25 protein-coding genes and 1 tRNA gene are annotated in these 23,904 nt (G+C 67.1%); 18 read left to right on the top strand and 8 right to left on the bottom strand.

The genetic code is table 11. The features are described from left to right. Nucleotides 1-33 precede the first annotated feature (33 nt). The 5 genes from ahcY (at nucleotide 34) to AC3A3Q_RS13110 (ending at nucleotide 4,869) form a co-directional block, all read left to right on the top strand. Nucleotides 34-1,494, top strand: coding sequence for an adenosylhomocysteinase (gene ahcY / locus AC3A3Q_RS13130; RefSeq protein ID WP_487586665.1), 1,461 nt, complete (start codon nucleotides 34-36; stop codon nucleotides 1,492-1,494). 158 nt (nucleotides 1,495-1,652) lie between these two features. Continuing rightward, nucleotides 1,653-2,474 carry a methylenetetrahydrofolate reductase [NAD(P)H] gene (metF, locus tag AC3A3Q_RS13125; RefSeq protein WP_487586664.1) on the top strand — a complete coding sequence of 274 codons (822 nt, stop codon included), beginning with the start codon at nucleotides 1,653-1,655 and terminating at the stop codon, nucleotides 2,472-2,474. Nucleotides 2,475-2,612: 138 nt separating this feature from the next. Then, nucleotides 2,613-3,191, top strand: a complete 579-nt coding sequence (locus tag AC3A3Q_RS13120; protein WP_487586663.1) for a hypothetical protein — start codon at nucleotides 2,613-2,615, stop codon at nucleotides 3,189-3,191. 93 nt (nucleotides 3,192-3,284) lie between these two features. Then, nucleotides 3,285-3,872, top strand: a complete 588-nt coding sequence (locus AC3A3Q_RS13115) for a hypothetical protein (protein ID WP_487586662.1) — start codon at nucleotides 3,285-3,287, stop codon at nucleotides 3,870-3,872. A gap of 85 nt (nucleotides 3,873-3,957) precedes the next feature. Then, nucleotides 3,958-4,869 carry a branched-chain amino acid transaminase gene (locus AC3A3Q_RS13110; protein WP_200604171.1) on the top strand — a complete coding sequence of 304 codons (912 nt, stop codon included), beginning with the start codon at nucleotides 3,958-3,960 and terminating at the stop codon, nucleotides 4,867-4,869. A gap of 87 nt (nucleotides 4,870-4,956) precedes the next feature. On the opposite strand, the gene AC3A3Q_RS13105 is transcribed toward AC3A3Q_RS13110, so the two are convergent. The 6 genes from AC3A3Q_RS13105 to AC3A3Q_RS13080 form a co-directional block, all read right to left on the bottom strand. Next, nucleotides 4,957-6,297, bottom strand: coding sequence for a sensor histidine kinase (locus AC3A3Q_RS13105; protein ID WP_487586661.1), 1,341 nt, complete (start codon nucleotides 6,295-6,297; stop codon nucleotides 4,957-4,959). Between the two features lie 4 nt (nucleotides 6,298-6,301). Beyond that, nucleotides 6,302-6,982 carry a response regulator transcription factor gene (locus AC3A3Q_RS13100; protein WP_487586660.1) on the bottom strand — a complete coding sequence of 227 codons (681 nt, stop codon included), beginning with the start codon at nucleotides 6,980-6,982 and terminating at the stop codon, nucleotides 6,302-6,304. Nucleotides 6,983-7,423: 441 nt separating this feature from the next. Then, nucleotides 7,424-8,329 (bottom strand): 30S ribosomal protein S6--L-glutamate ligase, encoded by a 906-nt coding sequence (gene rimK, locus AC3A3Q_RS13095; RefSeq protein ID WP_200604169.1) that lies wholly within the window; start codon nucleotides 8,327-8,329, stop codon nucleotides 7,424-7,426. Then, entirely contained in the window at nucleotides 8,326-8,838 is a 513-nt protein-coding gene (locus tag AC3A3Q_RS13090) for an ATP-dependent zinc protease family protein (protein WP_487586659.1), read from the bottom strand. Before AC3A3Q_RS13090 ends, rimK begins: the two co-directional genes overlap by 4 nt. A gap of 28 nt (nucleotides 8,839-8,866) precedes the next feature. Continuing rightward, a tRNA-Gly gene (locus AC3A3Q_RS13085) sits at nucleotides 8,867-8,940 on the bottom strand. A gap of 180 nt (nucleotides 8,941-9,120) precedes the next feature. Beyond that, nucleotides 9,121-10,932, bottom strand: coding sequence for an autotransporter outer membrane beta-barrel domain-containing protein (locus AC3A3Q_RS13080; protein WP_487586730.1), 1,812 nt, complete (start codon nucleotides 10,930-10,932; stop codon nucleotides 9,121-9,123). Nucleotides 10,933-11,147: 215 nt separating this feature from the next. Between AC3A3Q_RS13080 and thiS the strand changes: the two genes are divergently transcribed. The 6 genes from thiS (at nucleotide 11,148) to AC3A3Q_RS13050 (ending at nucleotide 15,944) form a co-directional block, all read left to right on the top strand. Continuing rightward, nucleotides 11,148-11,348 (top strand): sulfur carrier protein ThiS, encoded by a 201-nt coding sequence (gene thiS / locus AC3A3Q_RS13075; RefSeq protein ID WP_487586658.1) that lies wholly within the window; start codon nucleotides 11,148-11,150, stop codon nucleotides 11,346-11,348. Between the two features lie 56 nt (nucleotides 11,349-11,404). Continuing rightward, a complete protein-coding gene (locus tag AC3A3Q_RS13070) occupies nucleotides 11,405-12,199 on the top strand; it encodes a thiazole synthase (protein WP_487586657.1) in 795 nt (264 codons plus the stop codon). Further along, on the top strand, nucleotides 12,199-12,939 hold the full coding sequence (trmB, locus tag AC3A3Q_RS13065; RefSeq protein ID WP_487586656.1) for a tRNA (guanosine(46)-N7)-methyltransferase TrmB: 741 nt from the start codon (nucleotides 12,199-12,201) through the stop codon (nucleotides 12,937-12,939). The genes AC3A3Q_RS13070 and trmB overlap by 1 nt, the downstream gene beginning before the upstream one ends. A gap of 35 nt (nucleotides 12,940-12,974) precedes the next feature. Further along, a complete protein-coding gene (locus tag AC3A3Q_RS13060) occupies nucleotides 12,975-14,813 on the top strand; it encodes an SLC13 family permease (protein WP_487586655.1) in 1,839 nt (612 codons plus the stop codon). Nucleotides 14,814-14,858: 45 nt separating this feature from the next. Then, nucleotides 14,859-15,695, top strand: a complete 837-nt coding sequence (locus AC3A3Q_RS13055; protein WP_487586654.1) for a helix-turn-helix transcriptional regulator — start codon at nucleotides 14,859-14,861, stop codon at nucleotides 15,693-15,695. Nucleotides 15,696-15,806: 111 nt separating this feature from the next. Beyond that, on the top strand, nucleotides 15,807-15,944 hold the full coding sequence (locus tag AC3A3Q_RS13050) for a hypothetical protein (RefSeq protein ID WP_487586653.1): 138 nt from the start codon (nucleotides 15,807-15,809) through the stop codon (nucleotides 15,942-15,944). A 202-nt stretch (nucleotides 15,945-16,146) separates the two neighbouring features. Here the strand turns inward: AC3A3Q_RS13050 and AC3A3Q_RS13045 are convergent, their stop codons facing one another. Further along, nucleotides 16,147-16,482, bottom strand: a complete 336-nt coding sequence (locus AC3A3Q_RS13045) for a Rieske (2Fe-2S) protein (RefSeq protein WP_487586652.1) — start codon at nucleotides 16,480-16,482, stop codon at nucleotides 16,147-16,149. 111 nt (nucleotides 16,483-16,593) lie between these two features. Between AC3A3Q_RS13045 and AC3A3Q_RS13040 the strand changes: the two genes are divergently transcribed. From AC3A3Q_RS13040 to pip, 6 genes are all read left to right on the top strand, one after another. Continuing rightward, the gene (locus AC3A3Q_RS13040; RefSeq protein ID WP_487586651.1) at nucleotides 16,594-16,908 is read left to right on the top strand and encodes a hypothetical protein; all 315 of its coding nucleotides are present in this window, start codon (nucleotides 16,594-16,596) and stop codon (nucleotides 16,906-16,908) included. A gap of 4 nt (nucleotides 16,909-16,912) precedes the next feature. Next, the gene (locus AC3A3Q_RS13035; RefSeq protein WP_487586650.1) at nucleotides 16,913-17,647 is read left to right on the top strand and encodes a fumarylacetoacetate hydrolase family protein; all 735 of its coding nucleotides are present in this window, start codon (nucleotides 16,913-16,915) and stop codon (nucleotides 17,645-17,647) included. A gap of 86 nt (nucleotides 17,648-17,733) precedes the next feature. Further along, entirely contained in the window at nucleotides 17,734-18,135 is a 402-nt protein-coding gene (gene mscL / locus AC3A3Q_RS13030) for a large-conductance mechanosensitive channel protein MscL (RefSeq protein WP_487586649.1), read from the top strand. Nucleotides 18,136-18,229: 94 nt separating this feature from the next. After that, nucleotides 18,230-19,654 (top strand): M28 family peptidase, encoded by a 1,425-nt coding sequence (locus AC3A3Q_RS13025; protein ID WP_487586648.1) that lies wholly within the window; start codon nucleotides 18,230-18,232, stop codon nucleotides 19,652-19,654. Nucleotides 19,655-19,963: 309 nt separating this feature from the next. After that, a complete protein-coding gene (locus tag AC3A3Q_RS13020; RefSeq protein ID WP_487586647.1) occupies nucleotides 19,964-20,353 on the top strand; it encodes a helix-turn-helix domain-containing protein in 390 nt (129 codons plus the stop codon). 79 nt (nucleotides 20,354-20,432) lie between these two features. Beyond that, nucleotides 20,433-21,413: a prolyl aminopeptidase gene (pip, locus tag AC3A3Q_RS13015; RefSeq protein ID WP_487586729.1), complete on the top strand. Its 981-nt coding sequence runs from the start codon at nucleotides 20,433-20,435 to the stop codon at nucleotides 21,411-21,413. Here the strand turns inward: pip and AC3A3Q_RS13010 are convergent. After that, on the bottom strand, nucleotides 21,400-22,506 hold the full coding sequence (locus AC3A3Q_RS13010) for an NAD(P)-dependent alcohol dehydrogenase (protein ID WP_487586646.1): 1,107 nt from the start codon (nucleotides 22,504-22,506) through the stop codon (nucleotides 21,400-21,402). The two genes, pip and AC3A3Q_RS13010, sit on opposite strands and share 14 nt — an antisense overlap. A 157-nt stretch (nucleotides 22,507-22,663) precedes the next feature. Here AC3A3Q_RS13010 and AC3A3Q_RS13005 point away from each other — a divergent pair, with 157 nt between their 5' ends. Continuing rightward, nucleotides 22,664-23,893 carry a serine hydrolase domain-containing protein gene (locus AC3A3Q_RS13005; RefSeq protein ID WP_487586645.1) on the top strand — a complete coding sequence of 410 codons (1,230 nt, stop codon included), beginning with the start codon at nucleotides 22,664-22,666 and terminating at the stop codon, nucleotides 23,891-23,893. The last annotated feature ends 11 nt before the right edge of the window (nucleotides 23,894-23,904 follow it).

Below are 23,904 nucleotides of genomic sequence, written 5' to 3'. Positions count from 1 at the left end.
CGCCTGCCCTCACCCAAAAACCGGAGCTTCACAATGAATGCCGTAGCCAAGACCTTCTCCACCGAAGGCGATTACAAGGTCGCCGATATCTCCCTGGCCGACTGGGGCCGCAAGGAGATCGACATCGCCGAGCACGAGATGCCGGGCCTGATGTCCATCCGCAAGAAGTACGCCGCCACCGCGACGCTCAAGGGCGTGCGCGTGACCGGCTCGCTGCACATGACCATCCAGACCGCCGTGCTGATCGAGACCCTGCGTGACCTCGGCGCCGACGTGCGCTGGGCCTCGTGCAACATCTTCTCGACCCAGGACCACGCCGCCGCCGCGATCGCCGCCAGCGGCACCCCGGTGTTCGCCTGGAAGGGCGAATCGCTGGAAGAGTACTGGGACTGCACCCTCGCCGCCCTGACCTTCCCGGGCACCGGCGCCGACAAGTACCTCGGCCCGCAGCTCGTCGTCGACGACGGCGGCGACGTCACCCTGCTGATCCACAAGGGCTATGAGCTCGAGAACGGCAGCGACTGGGTCAACACCGCCTCGGGCAACCACGAAGAACAGGTCATCAAGGACCTGCTCAAGCGCGTCCACGCCGAGCGTCCGGGCTTCTGGCACACCGTCGTGCGCGACTGGAAGGGCGTCTCGGAAGAGACCACCACCGGCGTCCACCGCCTGTACCAGCTGGCCGAAGCCGGCTCGCTGCTGGTGCCGGCGATCAACGTCAACGACTCGGTCACCAAGTCCAAGTTCGACAACCTCTACGGCTGCCGCGAGTCGCTGGCCGACGGCCTCAAGCGCGCGATGGACGTGATGCTGGCCGGCAAGGTTGCCGTGGTCTGCGGTTACGGCGACGTCGGCAAGGGTTCGGCTCACTCCCTGCGTGCCTACGGCGCGCGCGTGGTCGTCACCGAGATCGATCCGATCAATGCCCTGCAGGCGGCGATGGAAGGCTTCGAGGTCAACACCGTCGAGAGCACGCTGGGCCGCGGCGACATCTACGTCACCACCACCGGCAACAAGGACGTGCTGACGCTCGAGCACATGTCGCAGATGAAGGACCAGGCGATCGTCTGCAACATCGGCCACTTCGACAACGAGATCCAGGTCGACAAGCTCAACGCTTCCGGCGCGGTTCGCCTCAACATCAAGCCGCAGGTCGACAAGTACACCTTCAAGCACGCTGATGGAAAGCCGGGCAACTCGATCTTCCTGCTGGCCGAAGGCCGCCTGGTGAACCTGGGCTGCGCCACCGGCCACCCGAGCTTCGTCATGTCCAACTCGTTCTCGAACCAGACCCTGGCACAGATCGACCTGTGGGCCAACAAGGAAAGCTACGAGCCGAAGGTCTACATCCTGCCGAAGAAGCTCGATGAGGAAGTCGCGCGCCTGCACCTTGAGAAGATCGGCGTGAAGCTGACCCGCCTGACCGACGACCAGGCCGCGTACCTGGGCGTGTCGGCCGACGGTCCGTACAAGCCGGAGCACTACCGCTACTGATCGGTCGCTGGTACTGCGATGCAAGGAAGAACGGGCGCTTCGGCGCCCGTTTTTCTTGCGCCCCGTCATTCCCGCGAAGGCGCGAATGACGAGACTACCATTCACTCCATCGCGATAGAGCGATAGACTACCCTCCACCCCAGCCCCGGCGGCCACGCATGACCCCGATCAGCTTCGAGTTCTACCCGCCCAAGACCGACGAGCAGCGCGCGCAGCTGGACAAGACCGCGGCCAGGCTGAAATCGCAGAACCCCGAGTACGTCTCGTGCACGTTCGGCGCCGGCGGCTCGACGCTGAGCTACACCCCGGAGACCGTCGAACGCCTGCACAAGACCCACGGCCTCGACGCCGCCCCGCACCTGTCGTGTGTCGGCGGCACGCGCGCCGAACTTGGCGAGCTGCTCGAGCGCTACAAGGCCATGGGTTGCCATCGCATCGTCGCCCTGCGCGGCGACCTGCCCTCGGGCATGGGCCACACCGGCGATTTCCGCTACGCCACCGAACTGGTCGAGTTCATACGCCGCGAGCACGACGGCTACTTCCACATCGAAGTGGGTTGCTATCCCGAGTGCCATCCGCAGGCCGATGACGCGCATGCAGACCTGCACCACTTCAAGTCCAAGATCGATGCCGGCGCCAATGGCGCGATCACCCAGTATTTCTACAACGCCGATGCGTACTTCCGCTTCGTCGACGATGTGCGCCGCCTCGGCGTCACCGTGCCGATCGTGCCGGGCATCATGCCGATCTCCAATTTCAGCCAGCTGCGCCGTTTCTCCGATGCGTGCGGCGCCGAGATCCCGCGCTGGATCGGCAAGCGCATGCAGGCCTACGGCGACGACGCCGAATCGATCCGCGAGTTCGCCGCCGACCTGGTCGCTTCGATGTGCCAGCGCCTGGTCGCAGGCGGCGCACCGGGCCTGCACTTCTACACGCTCAACCTGTCCAAGCCCACGCTGTCGGTGATCTCGCGGCTGTAGGAGCGAGGTTGCTCGCGAATCGGGCGGTATCGCCGCGGATGTGCTGATCGCGAGCAAGCTCGCTCCTACCCCGGCAACTACACGCCATTGACGCCTGCGGGCGGAGGATGAAACCTCCCGATCCCCCGCGGGCCGAAGATGAACACGCAGCCACGTCGGGTGGCGGCCTGGGTCTGTTTGTGGGTGCTGCTGCTTGCAGCCCCGGCCCACGCCGTCGGCAGCCTCCATCGCTGCCAGGCCCACGACGGCCAAGCCGTCTACACCGACACTGCCTGCGCAGCGCTGGGCGCCGCGCCTGCGCCGATGTCGGCCGAACTGGTCAATCGCCTGACCTTCGATGCGTCGTCGTCGGCCAGCCTGGGCCTGTTGAAGAGCACTCCTCGCAGCGCCATTCCGATCCGCCGCCCGGCCGCCAATGGTTGCGCGCGCAACGTCGGGCAATTGTCGCTGGACCTGATGGGCGCCTTCGCCATGGGCGACGTCAATCGCATCGCCGAAAGCTTCCACTGGCCAGGTCTGCAGCACCAGCAGGCGCAGCTGGTAATGAATCGCCTGCAGCATCTGGCGCGGCAGTCGCTGGTCGACGCCAGCTTCTGGCCGTCGCTGGCCAGCGCCAGCGATGGTGCCGGCGCGATGCAACTGGTCTTCTCCGAACCGCAGCAGGTGCTGGAGCTGGGCGTGGAGCGGTATTCGGGCTGCTATTTCGTCCGCTTCTGAACTGCGGCAAGGCGGCTCGCGGTCACCACCGTTCTTGATCGGACTGCGATGGGCGTATCGTCGCGTTCCTCCTGCCCAAGCTAGTCTGCAACGATGTCGATGTCGAAATGCCTGCTGATGTTCGTGCTGCTTGCCGCGGCGGCATGGCAGCCCGTCGCCGCGCAGGTGCGCAAATGCACGACACCGGAAGGGATGGACATCTTCACCGACCGGCAGTGCCCGGATGTCGGCGCCGTCGAGCAACCGCCCAGGACCGCGCCGGTCGCTGGTTCGCGAGAGCGCGGCGGCGGCTGCGCGCGCAGCCTTCGCGACCTGGTCCAGGAGCTCAACGGCGCCTTTGACGCCCGCGACGCCAATCGCCTTGCCGGCGTCTACAACTGGAACGGGATGTCGGGCAGCGCCGCCTACGCCGCGCTGGAACGGCTCGATGCGATGGTGCAGCGGCCGCTGGTCGGCATCTACCCGGTCATGCCCGCCGAGCCGGCCGAAACGCTGCCGGCGGAAGCCCGTGTCGGTGAGGATGGCGAAGGTTATGGCACCGAACCTGCGCCGCCGCCCCGCCCCAGGCAGGCGCCGGTGGCCCTGCGCGTGGAGCAGACGCTGGCCAACGGCAGCACGCCATCGCGCACCGTGTTCGGCCTGCAGAAGTACTTCGGCTGCTGGTGGATCAAGGGCGGCTGAGGCCCGGCGAGCGGCCACGACGCGACTTGGGCCCGGGGCCCCGGCGCAGGCACAATAGGCGTTTCCCCCTGACGGATGGCCGGCGATGCAATACCCCGAATGGATCTGGCAGAACGGCGTCATCAAGCGCTGGGCTGAAGCCACCACGCACGTGATGGCCCACGTGGTGCATTACGGCTCCTCGGTGTTCGAGGGCATCCGTTGCTACCAGACGCCTTCCGGCCCGGTGATCTTCCGCCTCACCGACCACAACACGCGCCTGTACGCCTCGGCCAAGATCTACGACATGGCGATTCCATATTCGCTGGAACAGATCAACGCCGCCTGCCGCGAAGTGCTCAAGGCCAACGACAACACCACCGACTACCTGCGTCCGGTCGCCTACCGCGGCCTGGGCGGCTTCGGCCTGTCGGCCGACACGCCGACCGACGTCGCCGTGGCGACCTGGAAGATGGGCCAGTACCTGGGCGCCAGCGTGGTCGACCAGGGCATCGATGCCTGCGTGTCGAGCTGGCAGCGCTTCGCACCGAACACCCTTCCGGCGGGTGCCAAGGCCGGCGGCAACTACCTGTCGGGCCAGCTGGTCGCGCGCGAAGCCCGCCGCCTGGGCTTTGGCGAAGGCATTGCGCTGGCCTCGACCGGCCTGCTCTCGGAAGGTGCCGGCGAGAACCTGTTCCTGGTGTTCGATGGTGCCCTGCACACCACGCCGGTCAGCGCCGCGCTGCTCAACGGCATTACCCGCAACACCATCATCACCCTTGCCCGCGACGCAGGCATCGACGTGATCGAACGCGACCTGCCGCGCGAATACCTGTACCTGTGCGACGAACTGTTCATGTGCGGCACCGCCGCCGAGATCACGCCGATCCGTTCGGTCGACGGTCGCCAGGTCGGCAACGGCAAGCCGGGGGCGGTTACGCGCCGGATCCAGGAGCTGTTCTTCGGTCTGTTCGACGGCAAGACGCCGGACAAGTACGGCTGGCTCGAGCCGGTCTGACCAGTAGGAGCGAGCTTGCTCGCGAAAGCCGTTCCGGATAGTTGGGCGTCTTTCGCGAGCAAGCTCGCTCCTGCCCCAGCTCTGGTTTCAGACGTGCGGGAAGACGTCGTCGGCGAACGCCAGCGTGGCGACCACGCCGCGCTGCTCGCCCGGACGCACCTGCACTTCCCAGCCATACAGCGCGCACAGGCGACGCACGATCGAAAGGCCGATGCCGCCGCCCTGCGAGTGCGCGGCATGCGTACCGCGGTAACCGCGTTCGAACAGCTTGGCGGCATCCTCGGCGCTCAGGCCCGGGCCCGAGTCGATTACCGCGACCGACTTCCTGCCCAGCCGCACCACCACTTCGCCTTCGTTGCTGTACTTGACGGCATTGCCGATCAGGTTGCCCAGCGCGACCGAGACGGCTGCTTCGGGAGCGTCCACGATCAGGCCCTGCTCGCCCTCCACGCGCAACTCCAGCGGCTTGCCACCGAGCTGGGCACGATGGGCATCGAGCAACTGCTCCGTGACCCTGGCGACATCGGTGGCGCCATGGCCACGTTCGTTGCGCGACAGCAGCAGCAAGGCACTGATCAGGTCGGTGCACTGCTGCTCGGCGCGCTGGATGCGCAGCAGGCGGTTGCGGGTCTTCTCGTCGACATCCGGTCGCGACAGCAGCAGCTCGACCGCGCCCTTCACAACCGCCAGCGGCGTGCGCAGCTCATGGCTGACGTCGGCGTTGAACTCGCGGTCGCGCTGGACCACTTCGGTCAGGCGCTCGGCGTAGTCGTCGAGCGCCTCGGCGAGCTGGCCGACCTCGTCGTCGGGGAAATGCGAGGCCAGGTTCTCCGACTCCGAACTTCGCCCGGACAGCTTGAGGCGGTTGGCCAGCTCCGAAACCGGGCTCATCACGCGTGATGCCGACCACCAGCCGACCAGCAGCGACAGCACGGTGAACAGGAACACCGACGCCCAGACCGCACGCTGGAACTGGGTTTCGCCGCGCGTGGCCTGCGACATGTCGTAGGCGAGGAAGAACCACGCCTTGGGCGTCTTGCGCACCGCCAGCTTGTAGGAGAAGGGCTTGCCGTCCGGGGCGACGCCGGTCATGCCGTAGATACCGTCGTCGAGCTCGGACCACTCCGGCCAGCTGACGCGCGCTGCGTCGAACTTGTCGGGCGTGTAGACGTAGGCCCTGATCTGCTCCACCGCGAAAGTGGTGTCACCGCCTGCTTCGAACTGGCGCGCGGCCTGATCGATGTTGCGGTTCATCACGTCTTCGATGATCTGGTTCTCGACGCGGTTGCGGGTCCAGTTGGTCGCCCAGGCGAACAGCGCCGTCAGGCCGAAGCCCAGCAGCACGAAGGCAAGGATGATGCGGCTGCGCAGCTGCCGCCGGAAGCGTGTCCTGCGCGTCGGGCGCTGGGGCTCTTCGGCGACCGCCATGGGCTCAACCGTTGTCTGGGGCGGCGATGCGGTAACCGATGCCATGTCGGGTCTGGATCAACGGGACATCAAACGGCTTGTCGACCACCGCGCGCAGGCCATGGATATGCACGCGCAGGCTGTCGGAGTCGGGCAGTTCCTCGCCCCAGACGCGCGTTTCCAGTTCCTGTCGCGTGACCACCGCCGGCGAGGCTTCCATCAGCGCCTGGAGGATCTTCAGCGCGGTCGGGTTGAGCTGCAGCAGCTTGCCCTGGCGGCGGACTTCCAGCGTGTCGAGGTTGTATTCGAGGTCGGCGGTGTTGAGCACGCGCGTCTGCACGCCGCGGCCACGTCGCGACAGCGCATTCAGCCGGACTTCGACCTCCTGCAGCGCGAACGGCTTGATCAGGTAGTCGTCGGCACCGGAGTCGAAGCCGGCGAGCTTGTTCTCGAGGCTGTCGCGTGCGGTCAGCATCAGCACCGGGGTCTGCTTGCGCGCTTCGTTGCGCAGCTTGCGGCAGACCTCCAGGCCGTCCAGGCCCGGCAGGTTCAGATCGAGCACGATGGCGTCGAAGTCGTGGACCACGGCCAGATGCAGGCCGGTGACGCCATCGGCGGCGAAATCCACGGTATGACCGCGGTCCTCGAGAAAGTCGCCGAGATTGGCGGCGATGTCCTGGTTGTCTTCGATGACGAGGATGCGCATGACTGGACCTTCCTGGGTAGTGGGGCTTTCGACCGTCGAACGTCTTTTAAGTTGCAGCGGCGACTACGGCGACCGGGGGCCGCGGTGTCCCTGACTTAACGATCTTAACGATCTTAACGATTCTGCCAGAGCCGTCGTGTGCGCCAGTCACCTGTTGCACACGCCGCGATGCGCGTCGCGCAGACAAACAAAGGCCCAAGCGCGGGGCCACCGCGCCTGGGCCAAAAGGGTATTGCCCCGATTACCGTAACCTGCATCGACCAGGTACTGACTTGGTAGAGCGGCAGTGCTGCGGTACGGACAGGCTACGCCGAATTCGATTAAACGGTCGTTAAAAACGCCCGTTAACTTTTCGTTACGAGAATAGGCGACTTCTGATCGGTGTCGCCAAATTCCGTAAATGTCGGTCTACATGCCGTCATATGATGCCAACTTCCAGAATCAACGCGAGGCGGCCTTTTTCGCGATTCTGCGTTTCAGCCGATCGGCGACGTAGCTGATGATCTCCCCGGCCACGTCCACCCCGCTCGCATCCTCGATGCCTTCCAGGCCTGGCGAGGAGTTCACTTCGAGCACCAGCGGGCCGCGCGCACTGCGAATGAGATCGACACCGGCGACGCCAAGTCCGAGCACGCGTGCGGCGCGAATGGCGACATCCTGTTCGGCTGCGCTGGCGCGCACGCCCTTGGCGGAACCACCGCGATGCAGGTTGGAGCGGAAGTCACCCTTGGGCGCCTGTCGCTTCATCGCCGCAACCACGCGACCACCGACGACGAAGCAGCGCACATCGGCACCGCGTGCCTCCTCGATGAACTCCTGCACCAGGAAGTTGGCGTAGAGACCACGCAGGGCCTCGATCACGCCGCGCGAGGCCGACAGCTTCTCGGTCAGCATCACCCCGGCGCCCTGGGTGCCCTCGTTGAGCTTGATGACGTGCGGCGGCGCGCCGAGCATCGACAGCAGGTCACCGGTGTCGTCGGGGTTGTCGCCGAATACGGTCGTCGGCAGGCCGATGTGCTCGGCCGCCAGCAGCTGGTGGCAGCGCAGCTTGTCGCGGGCACGCAGGATCGCGTCGGAGGAGTTGGGCGTGACCGAGTTCATCAGCTCGAACTGGCGCAGCACCGCCGAGCCGTAGCGCGTCACCGAGGCACCGATCCGGGGAATCACGGCCTGGTAACCGGCGATCGGCCGGCCCTTGTAGTGCATGCTGAATCCGTCGCTGGCGATGCGCATGTAGCAGCGCAGCGGGTCGAGTACGCGCACGCTGTGGTTCTGCTCACGCGCGGCCTCGACCAGGCGCCGGGTCGAGTAAAGCTTGCTGTTGCGCGAGAGGATCGCCAGTTTCATTGCATTGATTTCACGATGGGCACGATCGTGCCCGAAATGGGCAGGCGGCCGTGCAGGAATGAGCGCGCGGGATCGACGGTGAACACCCTCGCCAGCGCGGTACGGCCCAACAGCATCGGAAACAGCATGCCGCGCCGATCCGACAGATTGATTTCAACCACCCGATCCACGCCGGCCAGCGACAGCACCGTGCGGACGAAGACCCGCCGGGTGCAGTGGCCGCCGGAATCGGTGACCTCGCGTTCGTCGTAGATCGGCGCCGTCGCCTCGATGATGCCGCCGCGCTGGCCCGGACTGACCCTGAAGCCGACCCACGGCGCACCGCCATCGGAGAAGCGCCACTGCGAATCCACGTGCAGCGCCGAACTGCGTGCTCCGCTGTCGACCTTTGCACGCAGGCGCGCGATGCCAAGCTCCGGCAAGGAAGCCCACTCGCGCCAACCCAATACGATCTTCGATGCCATCGGGCCTCCGGGGGTGGGCCGCTGAAAGGCAAAAGCGGCGGCCACTTTAAAGCAGGCCGCCGCTGCGAATGTGTGGAGCGGGTGATGGGAATCGAACCCACGCTAGCAGCTTGGGAAGCTGCAGTTCTACCATTGAACTACACCCGCGTGGCGGGAAGTCTATGCCCCGGATACAGCGGGAGTAAAGCTGCCGGGAAAAGCCGCGGGACACGGATCCGGGTCCGGGAAACAACGGTTCCTCCGGCAGGATCTACCGGAGGAACCGCAACTTCTTCACCGCTCGCGCATGTCTTTCAGACACGCGATGACAACCAGTCGGACCAACCGTCAGAACCCGCCGCCGAGGCTGACGAACACGGTCGCGTCGTTGCCGCCCTTCTGGCCCACCGTCACGCTGGTGCCGATGTTGGTCGCCAGACCGAACAGCTCCGTGCGCGCGCCGAACACCAGGGTGCCGTAGTCCTGGTCGTACCGGGTACCGGGGACGGCGAACGCTTCCGTGCCAGGCATCGAACGCAGGCGGGCGAACACTTCGTCGTCGTTGTCCTCGAACTCGTGGTCGTAGGTGAGCTGGGCGTACGGGCTCAGGTGCTCGTTGATGGTGTAGTCGACCTTCCAGCCGACGCTGCCGATCAGCGAGTCGTAGTCACGGTCCATGAAGGTCAGTGCCGTGGCCTCGGTGCTGTTCTCGTCGTAGCCGTCGACTTCGATCGTCTGCGACAGCACCTGCACCACCGGACCGTGCTTGAGCGAACCCTCGCCGAAGTTCCAGCCCGCGGCGAAGCCGGCGCTGAGGTTGGTGCCGTCAGGCGAACCGGTGTGGGTGCGCGAGGTCGGGCCAAGCTTGATGCGGCGCTCGACGTCGTAGGAGACCCAGCTGTAGCTCAGCTGGCCGTTGATCCACGCCGAACCGCTGGTCCAGCCCAGGTAGCCGCCGAGGGTGGCGTCGTCCTGGTCGAACTCGCCGCGGTTGTGGCCCCAGTCCATCTTCTGCTGGCCGTAGCCGGCGAAGCCGCCGTACACGAGGTTGCCGCTGGCCCAGTCGAGGCCGAAGCTCAGCGCCGGGCCCATGCCGTCGTAGTTGTCGCCATCGCCGTAGCGCTGGAAGTCGCCGCGCACGTCGCCCCACCAGCGCATGCCCTCGCCTTCCGGACGCGCGTCGATCTGGGCGGCCACGCGGTCGGCGCGGGCGCGACCAATGACGGCTTCCGAATGCGGCAGCACGGCCAGCTGGCGCGGGCCTTCGAGGATCGAGACGGCGTAGTCACCGAGGATCGCATGCGCCTTCGAGGACGGATGAACGCCATCGGCGAAGGCGTACGCATCCGGTGCATCGGCCGCGGCGTAGGAAGCCGGATTGCAGAACAGCGAGGAGTCGCCGGCCGGTGCCGGCTGGGTGCGGCAAGCCGGGTTGGTGACGTTGCGGATGCCGTAGGGCGCCGGGTTGCTGACGATTTCCTGCAGCAGGTGGAACGTGTCGAGCGGGATCACGCGCAGGTTGGCCGTGGCCAGGCCGTTGAACAAGGCGGTGTTGTAGGCGGTCGCCAGCGCCGTGCCCTGCGCCTGCGCAACCGGTCCACCCGCGCGCGACTGCGGCGTCAGGCCGAGGTCGGGCACGGTCGGCACCAGCACGTAGCGGGCGCCGGCGCTCTCCAGCGCGGCGACATTGCCGACCTGGGCGGTGACCGCTCCACCGATGATCGCTTGGGCCTGTGCCGGCGCCAGGGCTGCGGCGAACAGGTCATTGGCGCCGCCCCAGACGGTGTAAAGGGCGTTGGCGTCGACGCTGCCACCGTTGCGGGTGACGTAGCTGCCGATCTGCGAACTCAGCGACGGGATCGGACCGAATCCGCCGACGATATTGGTGCCGTTGCGGGCGCCGCCGACGGCGTAATTGCTGCCACCCTGGCTGTCGCTGGCGGCGCTCGTGCCGTAGTAGTCGGCCACGTACTCGGCCCAGACCAGGCCCGGGTTGGTGGTGAAGCGGCCCAGCAACGCGCCGGAGGGACCCACGGCCTGCACCAGCGCAGGACGGAAGTGGCCGGAGTCGGTCAGGCTGTCACCGAAGAAGACGGTCTGCGAATACGGCTGGCTCTGGGCGAAGGCCGGTGCGGCTGCCAGCGCCAGTGCGGCGGCCAGCACGGAGCGAACGGGTGTCATCATTGAATCCCCTGGGAAGGCGTCGGAAAGCGTGGGAAAGCAGTGGTTGGATGCGACAGCAAGAGGTCCGCGGAGAACACATACGCCCGCGGATGGACGCATCGAAGCATGCGCGTCGGAGACACTCACGCCGCAGTGCGTCAAAAAGCATGCCGACACTGGCCTGGCGTCGTGGCCGCGGCGACAATAGCACCATGGAAATCCTCTTGAACGGCGAGCCGCGCGCGATCGCGGCCGACACCACCGTGCTGCAACTGCTGCAACTCGAAGGCCTGGGCGAGCGCCGGGTCGCGGTGGAGATCAACAGCGAGATCGTGCCGCGCAGCCTGCATGGCGAACGGGCACTGGCCAACGGCGACCGGGTCGAGATCGTGCACGCGCTGGGCGGCGGCTGAATCGCCCGACCGGGCGCAGCGGCCGGGACGACAGGGGCGACTGCTAAACTAGTGCGATGACCGCCCCGCACCTCAACGACCCCCTCGTCATCGCCGGCAAGCCCTACGCTTCGCGCCTGCTTACCGGTACCGGCAAGTTCACCGACCTCGAGCAGACCCGCCTGGCCACCCAGGCCGCCGGCGCCCAGATCGTCACCGTCGCGATTCGTCGCAGCAACATCGGGCAGAACCCGGGCGAACCCAATCTGCTCGACGTGTTGCCGCCGGATCGCTACACGATCCTGCCCAATACCGCCGGCTGCTACACCGCCGACGACGCCGTGCGCACCTGCCGCCTCGCGCGCGAACTGCTCGATGGCCACAACCTGGTCAAGCTGGAAGTCCTCGGCGACCAGAAGACCCTCTACCCCGACGTCGTGCAGACCCTTGCCGCGGCCGAGATCCTCGTCAAGGACGGCTTCGAGGTCATGGTCTACACCTCCGACGACCCGATCCTGGCCAAGCGCCTGGAGGAAATCGGCTGCGTCGCGGTGATGCCGCTGGCCGCTCCGATTGGTTCCGGCCTGGGCGTGCAGAACAAGTACAACCTGCTCGAGATCGTCGAGAACGCCAAGGTGCCGATCATCGTCGACGCCGGCGTCGGCACCGCCTCGGACGCGGCCATCGCGATGGAGCTGGGTTGCGACGGCGTGCTGATGAACACCGCCATTGCCGGCGCCAAGGACCCGGTGCTGATGGCCCACGCCATGAAGCTCGCGGTCGAGGCCGGCCGCGCCGCATTCAAGGCCGGACGCATTCCGCGCAAGCGCTTTGCCAGTGCCTCCAGCCCGGTCGACGGATTGATCGGCTGATGTCGGACCCCAGCACTCCTGCGCCCAAGGGCAAGACGCCACCCAAGCCGTTCACCGTCGAGGAAGGCCACCGCAAGGTGCGCAGCTTCGTGCTGCGGCAGGGGCGCTTCACCGAGGCGCAGCAGCGTGCGTTCGACCAGCTGTGGCCGCGCTTCGGCCTCGACTACGCCGGGGCGCCGCGCGACTTCGACGGCGCCTTCGGCCGCCAGGCCCGGCGCGTGCTGGAAATCGGCTTCGGCAACGGCGAGGCCCTGCGCTTTGCCGCGCAGAACGACCACGAGCGCGACCTGATCGGGATAGAAGTACACGCCCCCGGCGTCGGCCGCCTGCTCAATGCCCTGGCCGAGGACGGCAGCGACCACGTCCGCCTCTACCACCACGACGCGGTCGAAGTGCTGCACAACGAGATCGCCGACGGATCGCTCGACGAGATCCGCATCTACTTCCCCGACCCCTGGCACAAAAAGCGCCACAACAAGCGCCGACTGGTCCAGCCCGAGTTCGCCCGCCTGCTGGTGTCCAAGCTCGCCGTCGGCGGACGCTTGCACCTTGCCACCGATTGGCAGGACTATGCCGAACAGATGTGGGATGTGCTCGATGCAACGCCCGGCCTGAGCAACCGCGCCGGTGCGCGCGGCAGCGTGGACCGTCCGCAGTGGCGACCGCAGACCCATTTCGAGACCCGCGGCCAGAAGCTTGGCCACGGCGTGTGGGATCTCCTCTACGACCGCGTTCCATAACGCGTTCCAAAAACACGAGTCGCTAACGCCCCGGCATGGATACCGCGCTGACGCTCACCACCGACATGAAGCTCGTGCTCGGGCTGGTGGGCTTCACGATGGTGATGTTCCTGTTCGAGCGCATCCGCGCCGACGTCGTGGCCCTGGTCGTGCTGGTGCTGCTGGGCCTGTCGGGCCTGGTCGAGCCGGACGAACTGTTCAACGGCTTCTCCGGCAACGCGGTGATCAGCATCATCGCAACGATGATCCTGGGCGCCGGCCTCGACCGCACCGGCGCCCTCAACCGCCTCGCCGGCTGGCTGCTGCGGCGCGCACACGGCGTCGAGCACCGGCTGCTGCTGCTGACCAGCGCGGTTGCCGGCATCAACTCCTCGATCATGCAGAACCCGTCGGTGATGGCGCTGTACATGCCCGTCGCCGCGCGCCTGTCCTCGCGCACCGGTCTCACCCTGCCGCGACTGTTGTTGCCGATCGCCTGCGCGATCGTGATGGGCGGTGCGCTGACCATGGTCGGCAACTCGCCGCTGATCCTGCTCAACGACCTGTTGATCGCCGCCAACAGCAACCTGCCCTCCGGCGCGGCCACCATCGAACCGCTGAAGATGTTCGCGCCGCTGCCGATCGGCCTGGCGCTGCTGGCGGCATCGCTGGCCTACTTCCATTTCTTCGGCGACAAGAGCCTGCGCGACGAGGACGGCAAGGGCGCCACGCCGGCACGCACGCAGAGTTACTTCGCCAAGGCGTACGGCATCGATGGTGACGTCTACGAGCTCACCGTCACTGCCGACAGCCCGCTGGTCGGCATGTCGCTGGGCGAGGCCGAGGCGTTGCACAACGCGCCGCTGCTGCTTGCCCTCAAGAGCGACAACGAATCGCGGCTGGCACCGCCGGCGGACACGCGCATCTGGGTCGGCAGCGTGCTTGGCGCGATGGGCCCGCGCCAGCAGGTCAGCGACTTCGCCCAGAACCATTTCCTGCGCCTGTCCTCGCGCCTGAAGAATTTCGGCGACCTGTTCAATCCCAGTCGCGCCGGCATTTCAGAAGCGGTCGTGCCGGCGACCTCGAAGTTCATCGGCAAGAACGGCCGCGACCTGCAACTGCGCAAGCAGATGGGCCTGAGCCTGCTGGCGATCAACCGCGACAAGGCGGTGCTGCGCGAGAACGTACGCGACGTCGCCCTGCGCGCCGGCGACATGCTGGTCTTCCACAGCATCTGGACCGACCTGGCGGTGGCGGCCGAGAGCAAGGACCTGGTGGTGGTCACCGACTACCCCAAGGGCGAGCAGCGTCCGCACAAGTTCAAGATCGCGATGGCGATCTTCGCCATCTCGATGCTGCTGGCGCTGTCCTCGCGACTGCCGGTGTCGATCGCACTGATGACCGGCGTGGCCGGCATGCTGATCGCCGGCGTGCTCAACATCGACGAGGCTTACGCCGCGATCAACTGGAAGACCGTGTTCCTGATGGCCTGCCTGATTCCGCTGGGCTGGGCGATGGACTCCAGCGGCGCGGCGGCGTGGGTGGCCGGACACACCATCGAGCGGTTGCCCACGGGCACGCCGGTGTGGCTGCTGGAAATCCTGGTGGGCATCTTCACGACAGCGTTCTCACTGGTGATCAGCCACGTCGGCGCGACCATCGTGACCGTGCCACTGGCGATCAACCTTGCGCTGGCCGCGGGCGGCAACCCGGTCGCGTTCGCGCTGATCGTGGCGCTGTCGGCGTCGAACAACTTCATGACCGCGTCCAACCCGGTGATCTCGATGATCACCGGCCCGGCCGGATACACCGGCAAGGAGCTGTGGAAGATCGGCGGGCCGCTGTCGCTGATCTACACGGTGGTGATCGTGGCGATGATCAACCTGATGTACTGAGGGAGGTAAGCTGCCCTTCCGGTGGCAGCCCCTGACGCACCCGTCATGTCGGATTTGACCGCACGCGCATTGCTCGACTCCGGCACCGTCGCGGTGAAGGACGTGCTGTGCCGGGGCAGCTGCCGCCACCGCAGCGCCGAGGAGTGCGCGGCGACGACGCACCTGGTGTTCCCCTACCGCGGCTTGTACCTGCGGCACGTCGGCCGTGACCAGTCGGTGGCCGACGCCAACCACGTGCTGTTCTTCAACGCCGGCGAGGCCTACCAGGTCAGCCATCCCGTGGAAGGAGGCGATGCCTGCCTGGTGCTGACGACATCGCCGGAGCTGCTGCGGGAGCTGTCTCCGGCCGCGCTGCTGGGGCGACATGACACTGCGGGCTTCCGCATGCAGGCGCTGCGGATCGATGCACGCGCACAGGTGCTGGTGGCGCTGCTGCGCCACAGCCTGCATCACGGCGTCATCGAGCCGCTGGAAGCCGAAAGCCTGGCGCTGACGCTGATCTGCCGCAGCCTGGGGCCGCGAACCGCGCATGCGACCACGGCCACGCAGGGACGACAACGGTTGGTCGATCGGGTGAAGGTGTTGTTGGCCAGCGATCTTGGCCGGCGCTGGAGCCTGGCGGAAATCGCCGAACAGATCGGTGGCTCGCCGGTGTATCTGACCCAGGCCTTCCAGCAGGTCGAAGGCCTGCCGTTGTATCGCTATCACCTACGCCTGCGCCTGGCGCGCGCGCTCGACCGCGTCGCCGACTGCGAGGACATGTCGGCGCTGGCGATGGACCTGGGTTTCTCCAGCCACAGCCATTTTGCCGCCTCATTCAAGCAGGCCTACGGCCGCACGCCGACCGAGTTCCGCGCCTCGGTACTGGCCAAGAGCGCGTGAACCGCGTCTTCAGCAGATCGCCGGCGCATCGCTAAAGATTCCGACAGCGGCCATGTCGCCACGATGGTCTCCTGCACGTGCCCGGTCGTCGGGCATCAACTGGAGAGCGTCATGAGCGAGAAGACCTGTGCGGTGTGCGACTACCCGCTGGACGGCAATGCGATCAAGGTGACCATCGGCGGGCGCGCCGTCGAAGTGTGCTGCGAGGAGTGCGCGGAGAAGCTGCGCGAGGCAGAAGCTGCCAAGTAAACGATCCTTGCTACCGACATCACGGCGAACGGCGCCTTCACCGTCATCCCGGCGAATGCCGGGATCCAGGCCCACACCCCATCGGCCCCATCACCGTCATCCCGGAGAACACCCGGATCCATTCGGCTCCTGCTTGCGCGTATGCGAAGCAACGTCCCTGGATTCCCGCCTTCGCGGGAATGACGGTGAGGGTGGTTCGTGGCTACGCGCCGCCCTCGAGCCAGACTGCGCCGTCGTGCACCGACACCGCCACCGCGCGCAGCGCTTCACCGCGGCACGGCCCGGCGACGCATTCGCCGGCCCCGAGCTCGAAGCTCGCCCCGTGCGCGGCGCAGACCAGCAGGCCGTCCTTGCTCTTGAGGAACTGGCCCGGCGCCCAGTCCAGACGGCGACCGGCGTGCGGGCAGATGTTGAACCACGCACGCACGTGATCGCCGTCACGGTAAAGGATCAGCGATTCCGCATCGCCGTCGATGACTGCCTCGACCTCGGCGAAAGTCCCGTCCGGCAAGCGTTCCAGTGGCAGAAGGGGTGACATCGGAACGGTTGCCTCGTGCGGAATGCTTAACGAAGTTCTCACACCTTCGCCCAACCCTGGCCCGATACTCGCTTGCCCGGCGTATTGCCGCATTGTGTCACGACGTCCCCGATGTTCGCCCAGACCTTCCGTTTCGACTCCGCCCAATTCCAGCGCGTGCGTTCGGCTTTCGAGCCACGCAAGCCACGTCATCGCCTGCTGCGCTTCGCGGTCGGGGTGGTCGGGCTGGGCCTGCTGCTGGTGCTGGTGATGTTCAGCGTCGTCCTCGGCGCTGCGATGATCGCGGCCGGAATCGTCTACAAGCTGTGGAAGGGGCGCGGCAAGGCTGCCGCCCACGACCCGCGCATCGTCGAAGGCGAGTACCGCGTGGTCGACGCGCAGGTGCTGGAGGCCAGCCGCACCCGTTCCCAGCGCGAAGCCCTGTAGTCCCATGACCGACGTGATCGCGGCCCTGCCGCAACCGCGCGTTCCGGTCCACGGCAGCGCCGATCTCTTCTTCCCGGTCCACCGCATCTATTGTGTCGGCCGCAACTTCGCCGACCACGCCCGCGAGATGGGCGCCGCCGTGCCCGCCTCGGCGGCCGAGCGCGGCAATCCGGTGTTCTTCCTCAAGCCCGCCGACGCCATCGCGCTCGGCACGGACGTGCCCTACCCGCCCGGCACCAGCGACCTGCACCACGAAGTCGAACTGGTGGTGGCGATCGGCCGCGACGCGCCCGCCGGCGTGCTCGATCCGGCCGACGCCGGCGCCCTGGTCTACGGCTACGCCGTCGGCCTGGACCTGACCCGGCGCGACCTGCAGGGCGCGGCCAAGGCCAAGGGCCTGCCGTGGGACACCGGCAAGGCGTTCGACCATGCCGCGCCGATCAGCGCGATCGTTCCGGCCGCGCAGGTCGGCGAACTCGGTCCGCGCAAGCTCACGCTGCAGATCAATGGCGAAACCCGCCAGGCCGGCTCGCTCGCCGACCTGATCTGGACGGTCCCCGAGATCCTGCACGAACTGTCCAAGCTGTACGCGCTGCGCGCAGGCGACCTGGTCTTCATGGGCACGCCCGCCGGGGTGGGCCCGCTGCAACCGGGCGACCGCTTCCATGCCGTACTGGACGGCGTGATCGAGCACTCCGGCCGCATCGTTGCACGGAGCGCTGACATCGCGGCGGTATAGTCGGCCGCTACGGCTTCGGCCACGACCCCTCGAGTGACGAACTCTCGAGTGACGAACCCTCGGGCAACCACGGAGACAGTGCGGCCATGGGAATGATCAGCGAGTTCAAGGAATTCATTTCGCGCGGCAACGTCGTCGACCTCGCGGTCGGCGTGGTGATCGGCGCGGCGTTCGGCAAGATCGTGACCTCGCTGGTCGACGGCATCGTCATGCCGGTGGTGGGCGCCTTCACCAAGGGCGCCAGCGTCACCGACTGGAAGTACGTGCTCAAGCCGGCGCAGCTGGATTCGGCCGGCAAGGAAGTCGCCGCCGAACTGGCCATCAAGTACGGCTTGTTCATCCAGACCATCATCGACTTCCTGCTGATCGCGCTGGTGATCTTCCTGGTGCTCAAGGCCTACAACCGGCTGCGCGCGCCGGCCGCGACGCCGGCGGTGCCGGAAGACGTGCTGCTGCTGCGCGAGATCCGGGACTCGCTGAAGAAATAGCCAAACCGCGCACACCCGCGCGTGACCATAGGCACCCCACCGCAAACCCGCGAATTGATACGCTCGGGGTTTCGACTTCGGGGAGTCCTTGCTGATGCGTGCAACGTTGTCGGTGGCCATCGCCACCCTGCTTTCGGCCGCCATGCTTTCCACCAGCGGCAACGCCGCAGCTGCACAAGCAACCACGCGCATCCCCGACAAGGCCATCGCCACCGCCGCGCAGCTGCGCGAAACCGCGCTGGCCAGCGACCTGGGTTACCGCATCACCGAATCTCTGACCACCGAAGTCGGCCCGCGCCTGGCCGGCAGCGAAGCCGATGCGCGCGCCGTCGCCTGGGCCGTGGCCAAGTTCAAGGAGCTGGGCTTCGACAAGGTCTGGACCGAGCCGGTCACCTTCCCGAAGTGGGAGCGTCGCAGTGAGAGCGCACGCGTGCTCGGCGCCAGTGCGCAGCCGCTGCACCTGACCGCACTGGGCGGCAGCCCGGCCGGCACGGTCGAAGGCGAAGTCGTCCGCTTCGCCGACCTGGCCGCGCTGGAGGCCGCGCCTGCCGGCTCGCTCGCCGGCAAGATCGCCTTCATCGACTACAAGATGGAACGCGCCCGCGATGGCGCCGGCTACGGACCGGGTTCGCGCGTGCGCAGCCGCGGCCCGTCCGCGGCGATCCGCGCCGGCGCCTCGGCTTACCTGATGCGTTCGGCCGGTACCGACTCGCATCGCAATCCGCACACCGGCATCACCCGCTTCGATGATGGCCTGACGCCGATTCCGTCGGCCGCATTGGCCGTGCCGGACGCCGACCAGCTCGCGCGCCTGCTTGCACGCGGCGCAGTCAAGGTTCGCGTCGCGCTCGACTGCGGCTGGGATGGCGAATACACCTCGGCGAATGTCATCGGAGAAATCCGTGGCGCCAGCAAGCCCAACGAAGTGGTGGTGATCGGCGGGCACCTCGATTCGTGGGACCTGGGCACCGGCGCGATCGACGACGGCGCAGGCGTCGGCCTGACGATGGCCGCCGGCAAGCTGATCGGCAACCTCAAGCAGCGACCGGCGCGCACCATCCGCGTGGTCGCCTTCGCCAACGAGGAACAAGGCCTGCACGGTGGCAAGGCGTATGCGAATGCGCACGTCGCCGACCTGCGCAAGCACCAGATCGGCGCCGAGAGCGACTTCGGCGCCGGCCGCATCTACGAGTACTCGAGCTCGGCACCGGAGTACGCCAGGCAGGCCGACGAGCAGATCGCCCAAGCCTTGGCACCGCTCGGCATCGCGCACGCACCCGGCAAGGGCGGTCCCGGCCCGGACATCAGTCCGTTCGCCGAGAAGGGCCTGGCCTGGGCACGCCTGGCGCAGGACGGCACGGACTATTTCGACCTGCACCACACGCCGGACGACACCTTCGACAAGATCGATCCGAAGGCACTGGCGCAGAACGTCGCCGCCTACGCGGTGTTCGCTTACCTGGCGGCGTCGGCGGAAGGCGACTTCGGCAGCGAACCGAAGGCGGAGCCGGGCAAGTAATTGCCGCAAGTGCATCGATCACGGGCGGTGCTTGTGCACCGCCCGTGATGCCGAAGTAATCCGCGCGTCAAACCGACCTACCGTTCGTCGGTTGCAACCCCGGGCCCACGCATTCAGCCGACCGAAGCGAAAGTTCGCCACGTCGTGCTAATGACGCTGCGAACTCGCTGGCGCATGCTCCACGCGTCTTTCCGGACAGGATGAAGCGATCGGAGCCTCTCGATGGGTACTCCAGCGATCGACGCGTCACCACGGGAGCACGCTGCACGCGGCAGGCCGAGGACATCCCGGGTCGCCACGGTTTCGCGGGTGCTCGAACTCATTGACCAGCAACATTGGCCATTGCGCCTGGCGGACCTGTGCCGGGTGACTGGCATCAGCGAGCGCACGCTGCGCACCATCATCAAGGAACAGTTCGACCTCGGTCCGAGCCGTTACCTGCGCCTGCGACGCTTGCAGATGCTGCACGACGCACTCGAACGCGCCAGCCCCTACGACACCACGGTGGCCGCCATCTCCGCGCGCTTCGGATACGCGCACGGCGGCCGCATGGCCTCGGAGTACCACGAGCTGTTCGGCGAGTATCCAAGCCAGACGCTGGGCCATCCGTTCGTGCAGGCGCGCAGCGAGAGCTCCACCTCCGACCTTTTCGCGACCTTGCCCGAAGCCGGGCCCGAACCTGCGCGCGATCAGCATTGACGGCGACGAGTGCGGTGCGGGTGCGAAGCCCGTGCGCGCATGCAAGACTTCGGGGGTGCGTTCAACCAGGACCCCGACCGTGCGCGACCTGTATCCGGAGATCGAGCCCTACCGCAGCTTCCGTCTTGCCGTGGACCCGATCCACGAGCTGCACGTCGAAGAGTGCGGCAATCGCGACGGCATTCCGGTGGTGTTCCTGCACGGCGGCCCCGGCGCGGGCGTCTCGCCCTACCATCGCCGCTTCTTCGATCCGGCCAGGTACAGGATCGTGCTGTTCGACCAGCGCGGCGCGGGCAAGTCGACGCCACACGCGGAGCTGCGCGGCAACACCACCTGGCACCTGGTGGCCGACATCGAAACCATCCGCGAGCACCTGGGCATCGAGCGCTGGGCCGTGTTCGGCGGCTCCTGGGGATCGACGCTGGCGCTGGCCTATGCGCAGTCGCATCCCGAGCGCGTCACCGACCTCATTTTGCGCGGTATCTTCCTGGGTCGTTCGTACGAGCTGCGCTGGTTCAACGAACTCGACGGCGGCGCTTCGCAGATCTTTCCCGAGCGCTGGGCGCATTACCTGGCGCACATTCCGGAACAAGAGCGAGGCGACATGATCGAGGCCTACTGGCGTCGCCTCGACAGCGAGGACGAAGCCACGCGCCTGGCCGCGGCACATGCGTGGGGGCATTGGGAAGGCGGCAGCACGACGCTGCTGCACGACCCGGACGAACCGGGCAATTTCGCCGATCCGCAGGTGGCCCTGGCCGTGGCCCGTGCCGAGGCGCACTACTTCCGCCACGGCATGTTCCTCGAACACGACCAGCTGCTGCGCGACGTCGACCGCATCCGCCATATTCCGGCCACCATCGTGCACGGTCGCTACGACATCATCTGCCCGGTGCGTGCGGCCTGCGACCTCGCCGCAGCGTGGCCGCAGGCGCGGCTGCGGATCGTGCTGGCCGGGCACAGCGCTGCGGATCCTGCGATCGTCGATGCGTTGGTGGAGGCCACCGACGCGCTGGCAACGGCAGCGTCGACGCAGCGCGCGACGATCACGGCACCATGATGATCACCTTGCCGCGGGCGCGACCGGTTTCGAGATAGCGGATCGCGTCGGGCAGTTCCGCCAGCGGATACGTGCGATCGATGACCGGCGTGACCTTGCCCGACGCCATCAGGTCGGCGAGAACGGTCAGGTCCTTCTGGTTGAGCTCGGCCAGCACCATGCCCATCTTCTGCGGCACGAACCACGACGCCACCGCGGCGCCGATCGGATTGATCATCGGTCCGATCCAGCGACCGTCGTCGGGCCCGCCGCCGCCAATCAGCACGTAGTGGCCATCGGGCTTGAGCACGCGCCGGTTCTCGGCAAGGGAACGGTTGCCGACGTTGTCGAGGATCACGTCGTACTTCTGCGTGCCCTGGGTGTAATCGCTGGTCTTGTAGTCGATCACCCGGTCGGCACCGAGCGATTGCACCAGCGCGACATTGCGCGTGCTGCATACGCCGGTGACGTTGGCACCCATCGTCTTTGCGATCTGCACGGCAAACGTGCCGACGCCGCCCGAGGCGCCATTGATCAGCACGCTCTGACCGGCCTTCAGCTTGCCGCCATCACGAAGGCCCTGCAGTGCGGTGATCGCGGCGATCGGCACGCCGGCCGCCTGTTCGAAGCCGAGGTTGGCGGGCTTGGCGACGATCGCGCGGTCCTGCTTGACCACGACGTACTGGGCGAAGGCGCCGGTACGGCCACCGAATACGTCGTCGCCGGGTTTGAAGCGGGTGACGCCCTTTCCCACTGCTTCGACCGTGCCGGAATAGTCGACACCCAACCGGATCACTTCCGGCCGGCGCAGGCCTGTGCCCATGCGCATCAGATAAGGCGTCCCGCGCATGTAGTGCCAGTCGAGCGGGTTGACCGCTGCATTGCGCACGCGCACCAGTACCTCATCGTCGGCCGGAGTCGGCTTCTCGACTTCGCCATAGCGCAGCGTATCGGCGGTGCCGTAGTCGCAATAGGTGACCGCCTTCATCGGATGCACCGGCATCGTCACCGGATCACTGCAGGTGTTGTCCGAACGCCACCAGGCGACCAGGAACGCCAGCATCGCAAGCACCACGACGACAGCGCCGAAGCCTGCCACGCGCTTGAGTTTCATGTTGTCCCCTCCGCACCTGCGTCGCTCCGGTTGCCGGGGCGCTCCAGTGTCAGCGGACGATTGCACCCGAAAAGTTAAGTCGGCGTGACCGATGGCCGGGCCTGGGGCCGCGTGCGTCCGCTATCCTCCGGCGACCGCCTGCGCCACTCGACAACCCATGCCCGCCAAGCCCGACTCCTCCCCGCTTCTTCCCCTGCGCGCACTGGGCCTGTTGTTGCTGCTGGTGTCGTTTGTCGCCGCTGCAGGCGAGAGCGCATCAAGCTACGGCGCATCACCTTACTTCCCGCCCCGCGGCGACTGGCAGCGGATGACCCCGGCCCAGGCCGGCTTCGATCCGCAGCGCCTGCAGCAGGCCATCGCCTTCGCCCAGGCACACGAGGCACCGGAGCCGCGCGACCAGGCGACATCGCTGGCGCAGAGTTTCGGCAGCAAGGAACCGTACTTCGGCGGCCTGATCGGACCAACCGCGGAACGCGCCGGCATCAATGGCCTGATCGTCCATCGCGGGCGCGTGATCGCCGAGTTCGGCGACACGCGAAGTCTCGATATGAGCCACAGCGTCACCAAGACCTTCCTAAGCACCGTGGTCGGGCTGGCCTGGCAGGACGGACGGATTGGCGATACCAACGATCGCGTTGCCGGATACATGCCGCGCGACATCGACCTGTTCGCGTCGGAACACAACGCGCCGATCACCTGGGAGCACCTGCTGCGCCAGACCAGCGACTGGGAGGGCACGCTGTGGGGCAAGCCGGACTGGGCAGACCGGCCGTCCGGTCCGCAGGAGCAATGGCCGCAGCGCGCGCGCCACGCGCCGGGCAGCCATTACATGTACAACGACGTGCGGGTGAACGTGCTCGCGCTGGCAGCGCTGCAGGTGTGGCGCCAGCCGCTGCCGCAGGTACTGCGCGAGCGCGTCATGGACCCGATCGGAGCCAGCAGCCGCTGGCGCTGGCACGGCTACCGCAATTCATGGATCGAACTCGACGGCCAGCAGATGCAGTCGGTTTCCGGCGGCGGCCACTGGGGCGGCGGCATGTTCATCGACAGCTGGGACCTGGCCCGCTTCGGTTACCTGTTCCTGCGCGACGGCCGCTGGCAGGACCGGCAGATCATCTCGCCGCAGTGGATCGCCAAGGCGCGCATGCCGGGCGCGGACAAGGACGACTACGGCTACTGCAACTGGTTCCTCAACACCGGCCGCAAAGCGCTGCCGTCGGCACCGGCCAGCAGCGTCACCTTCCGCGGCAACGGCCAGAACATCGTCTACATCGATCGCGACAACGACCTGCTGATCGTGGTGCGCTGGATCGACCGCGGCGATGCGCTGGACCAGTTCATCGGCAAGGTGCTCGCGGCGCGGCGCGCCACGCCGCAGGCACCCTGACGCCCCGCCGT

This window comes from Lysobacter sp. Soil_C_59 (assembly GCF_057656415.1).
Note: the sequence above shows the minus strand (reverse complement) of the source record. Positions and strands in the feature narration are given on the sequence as shown.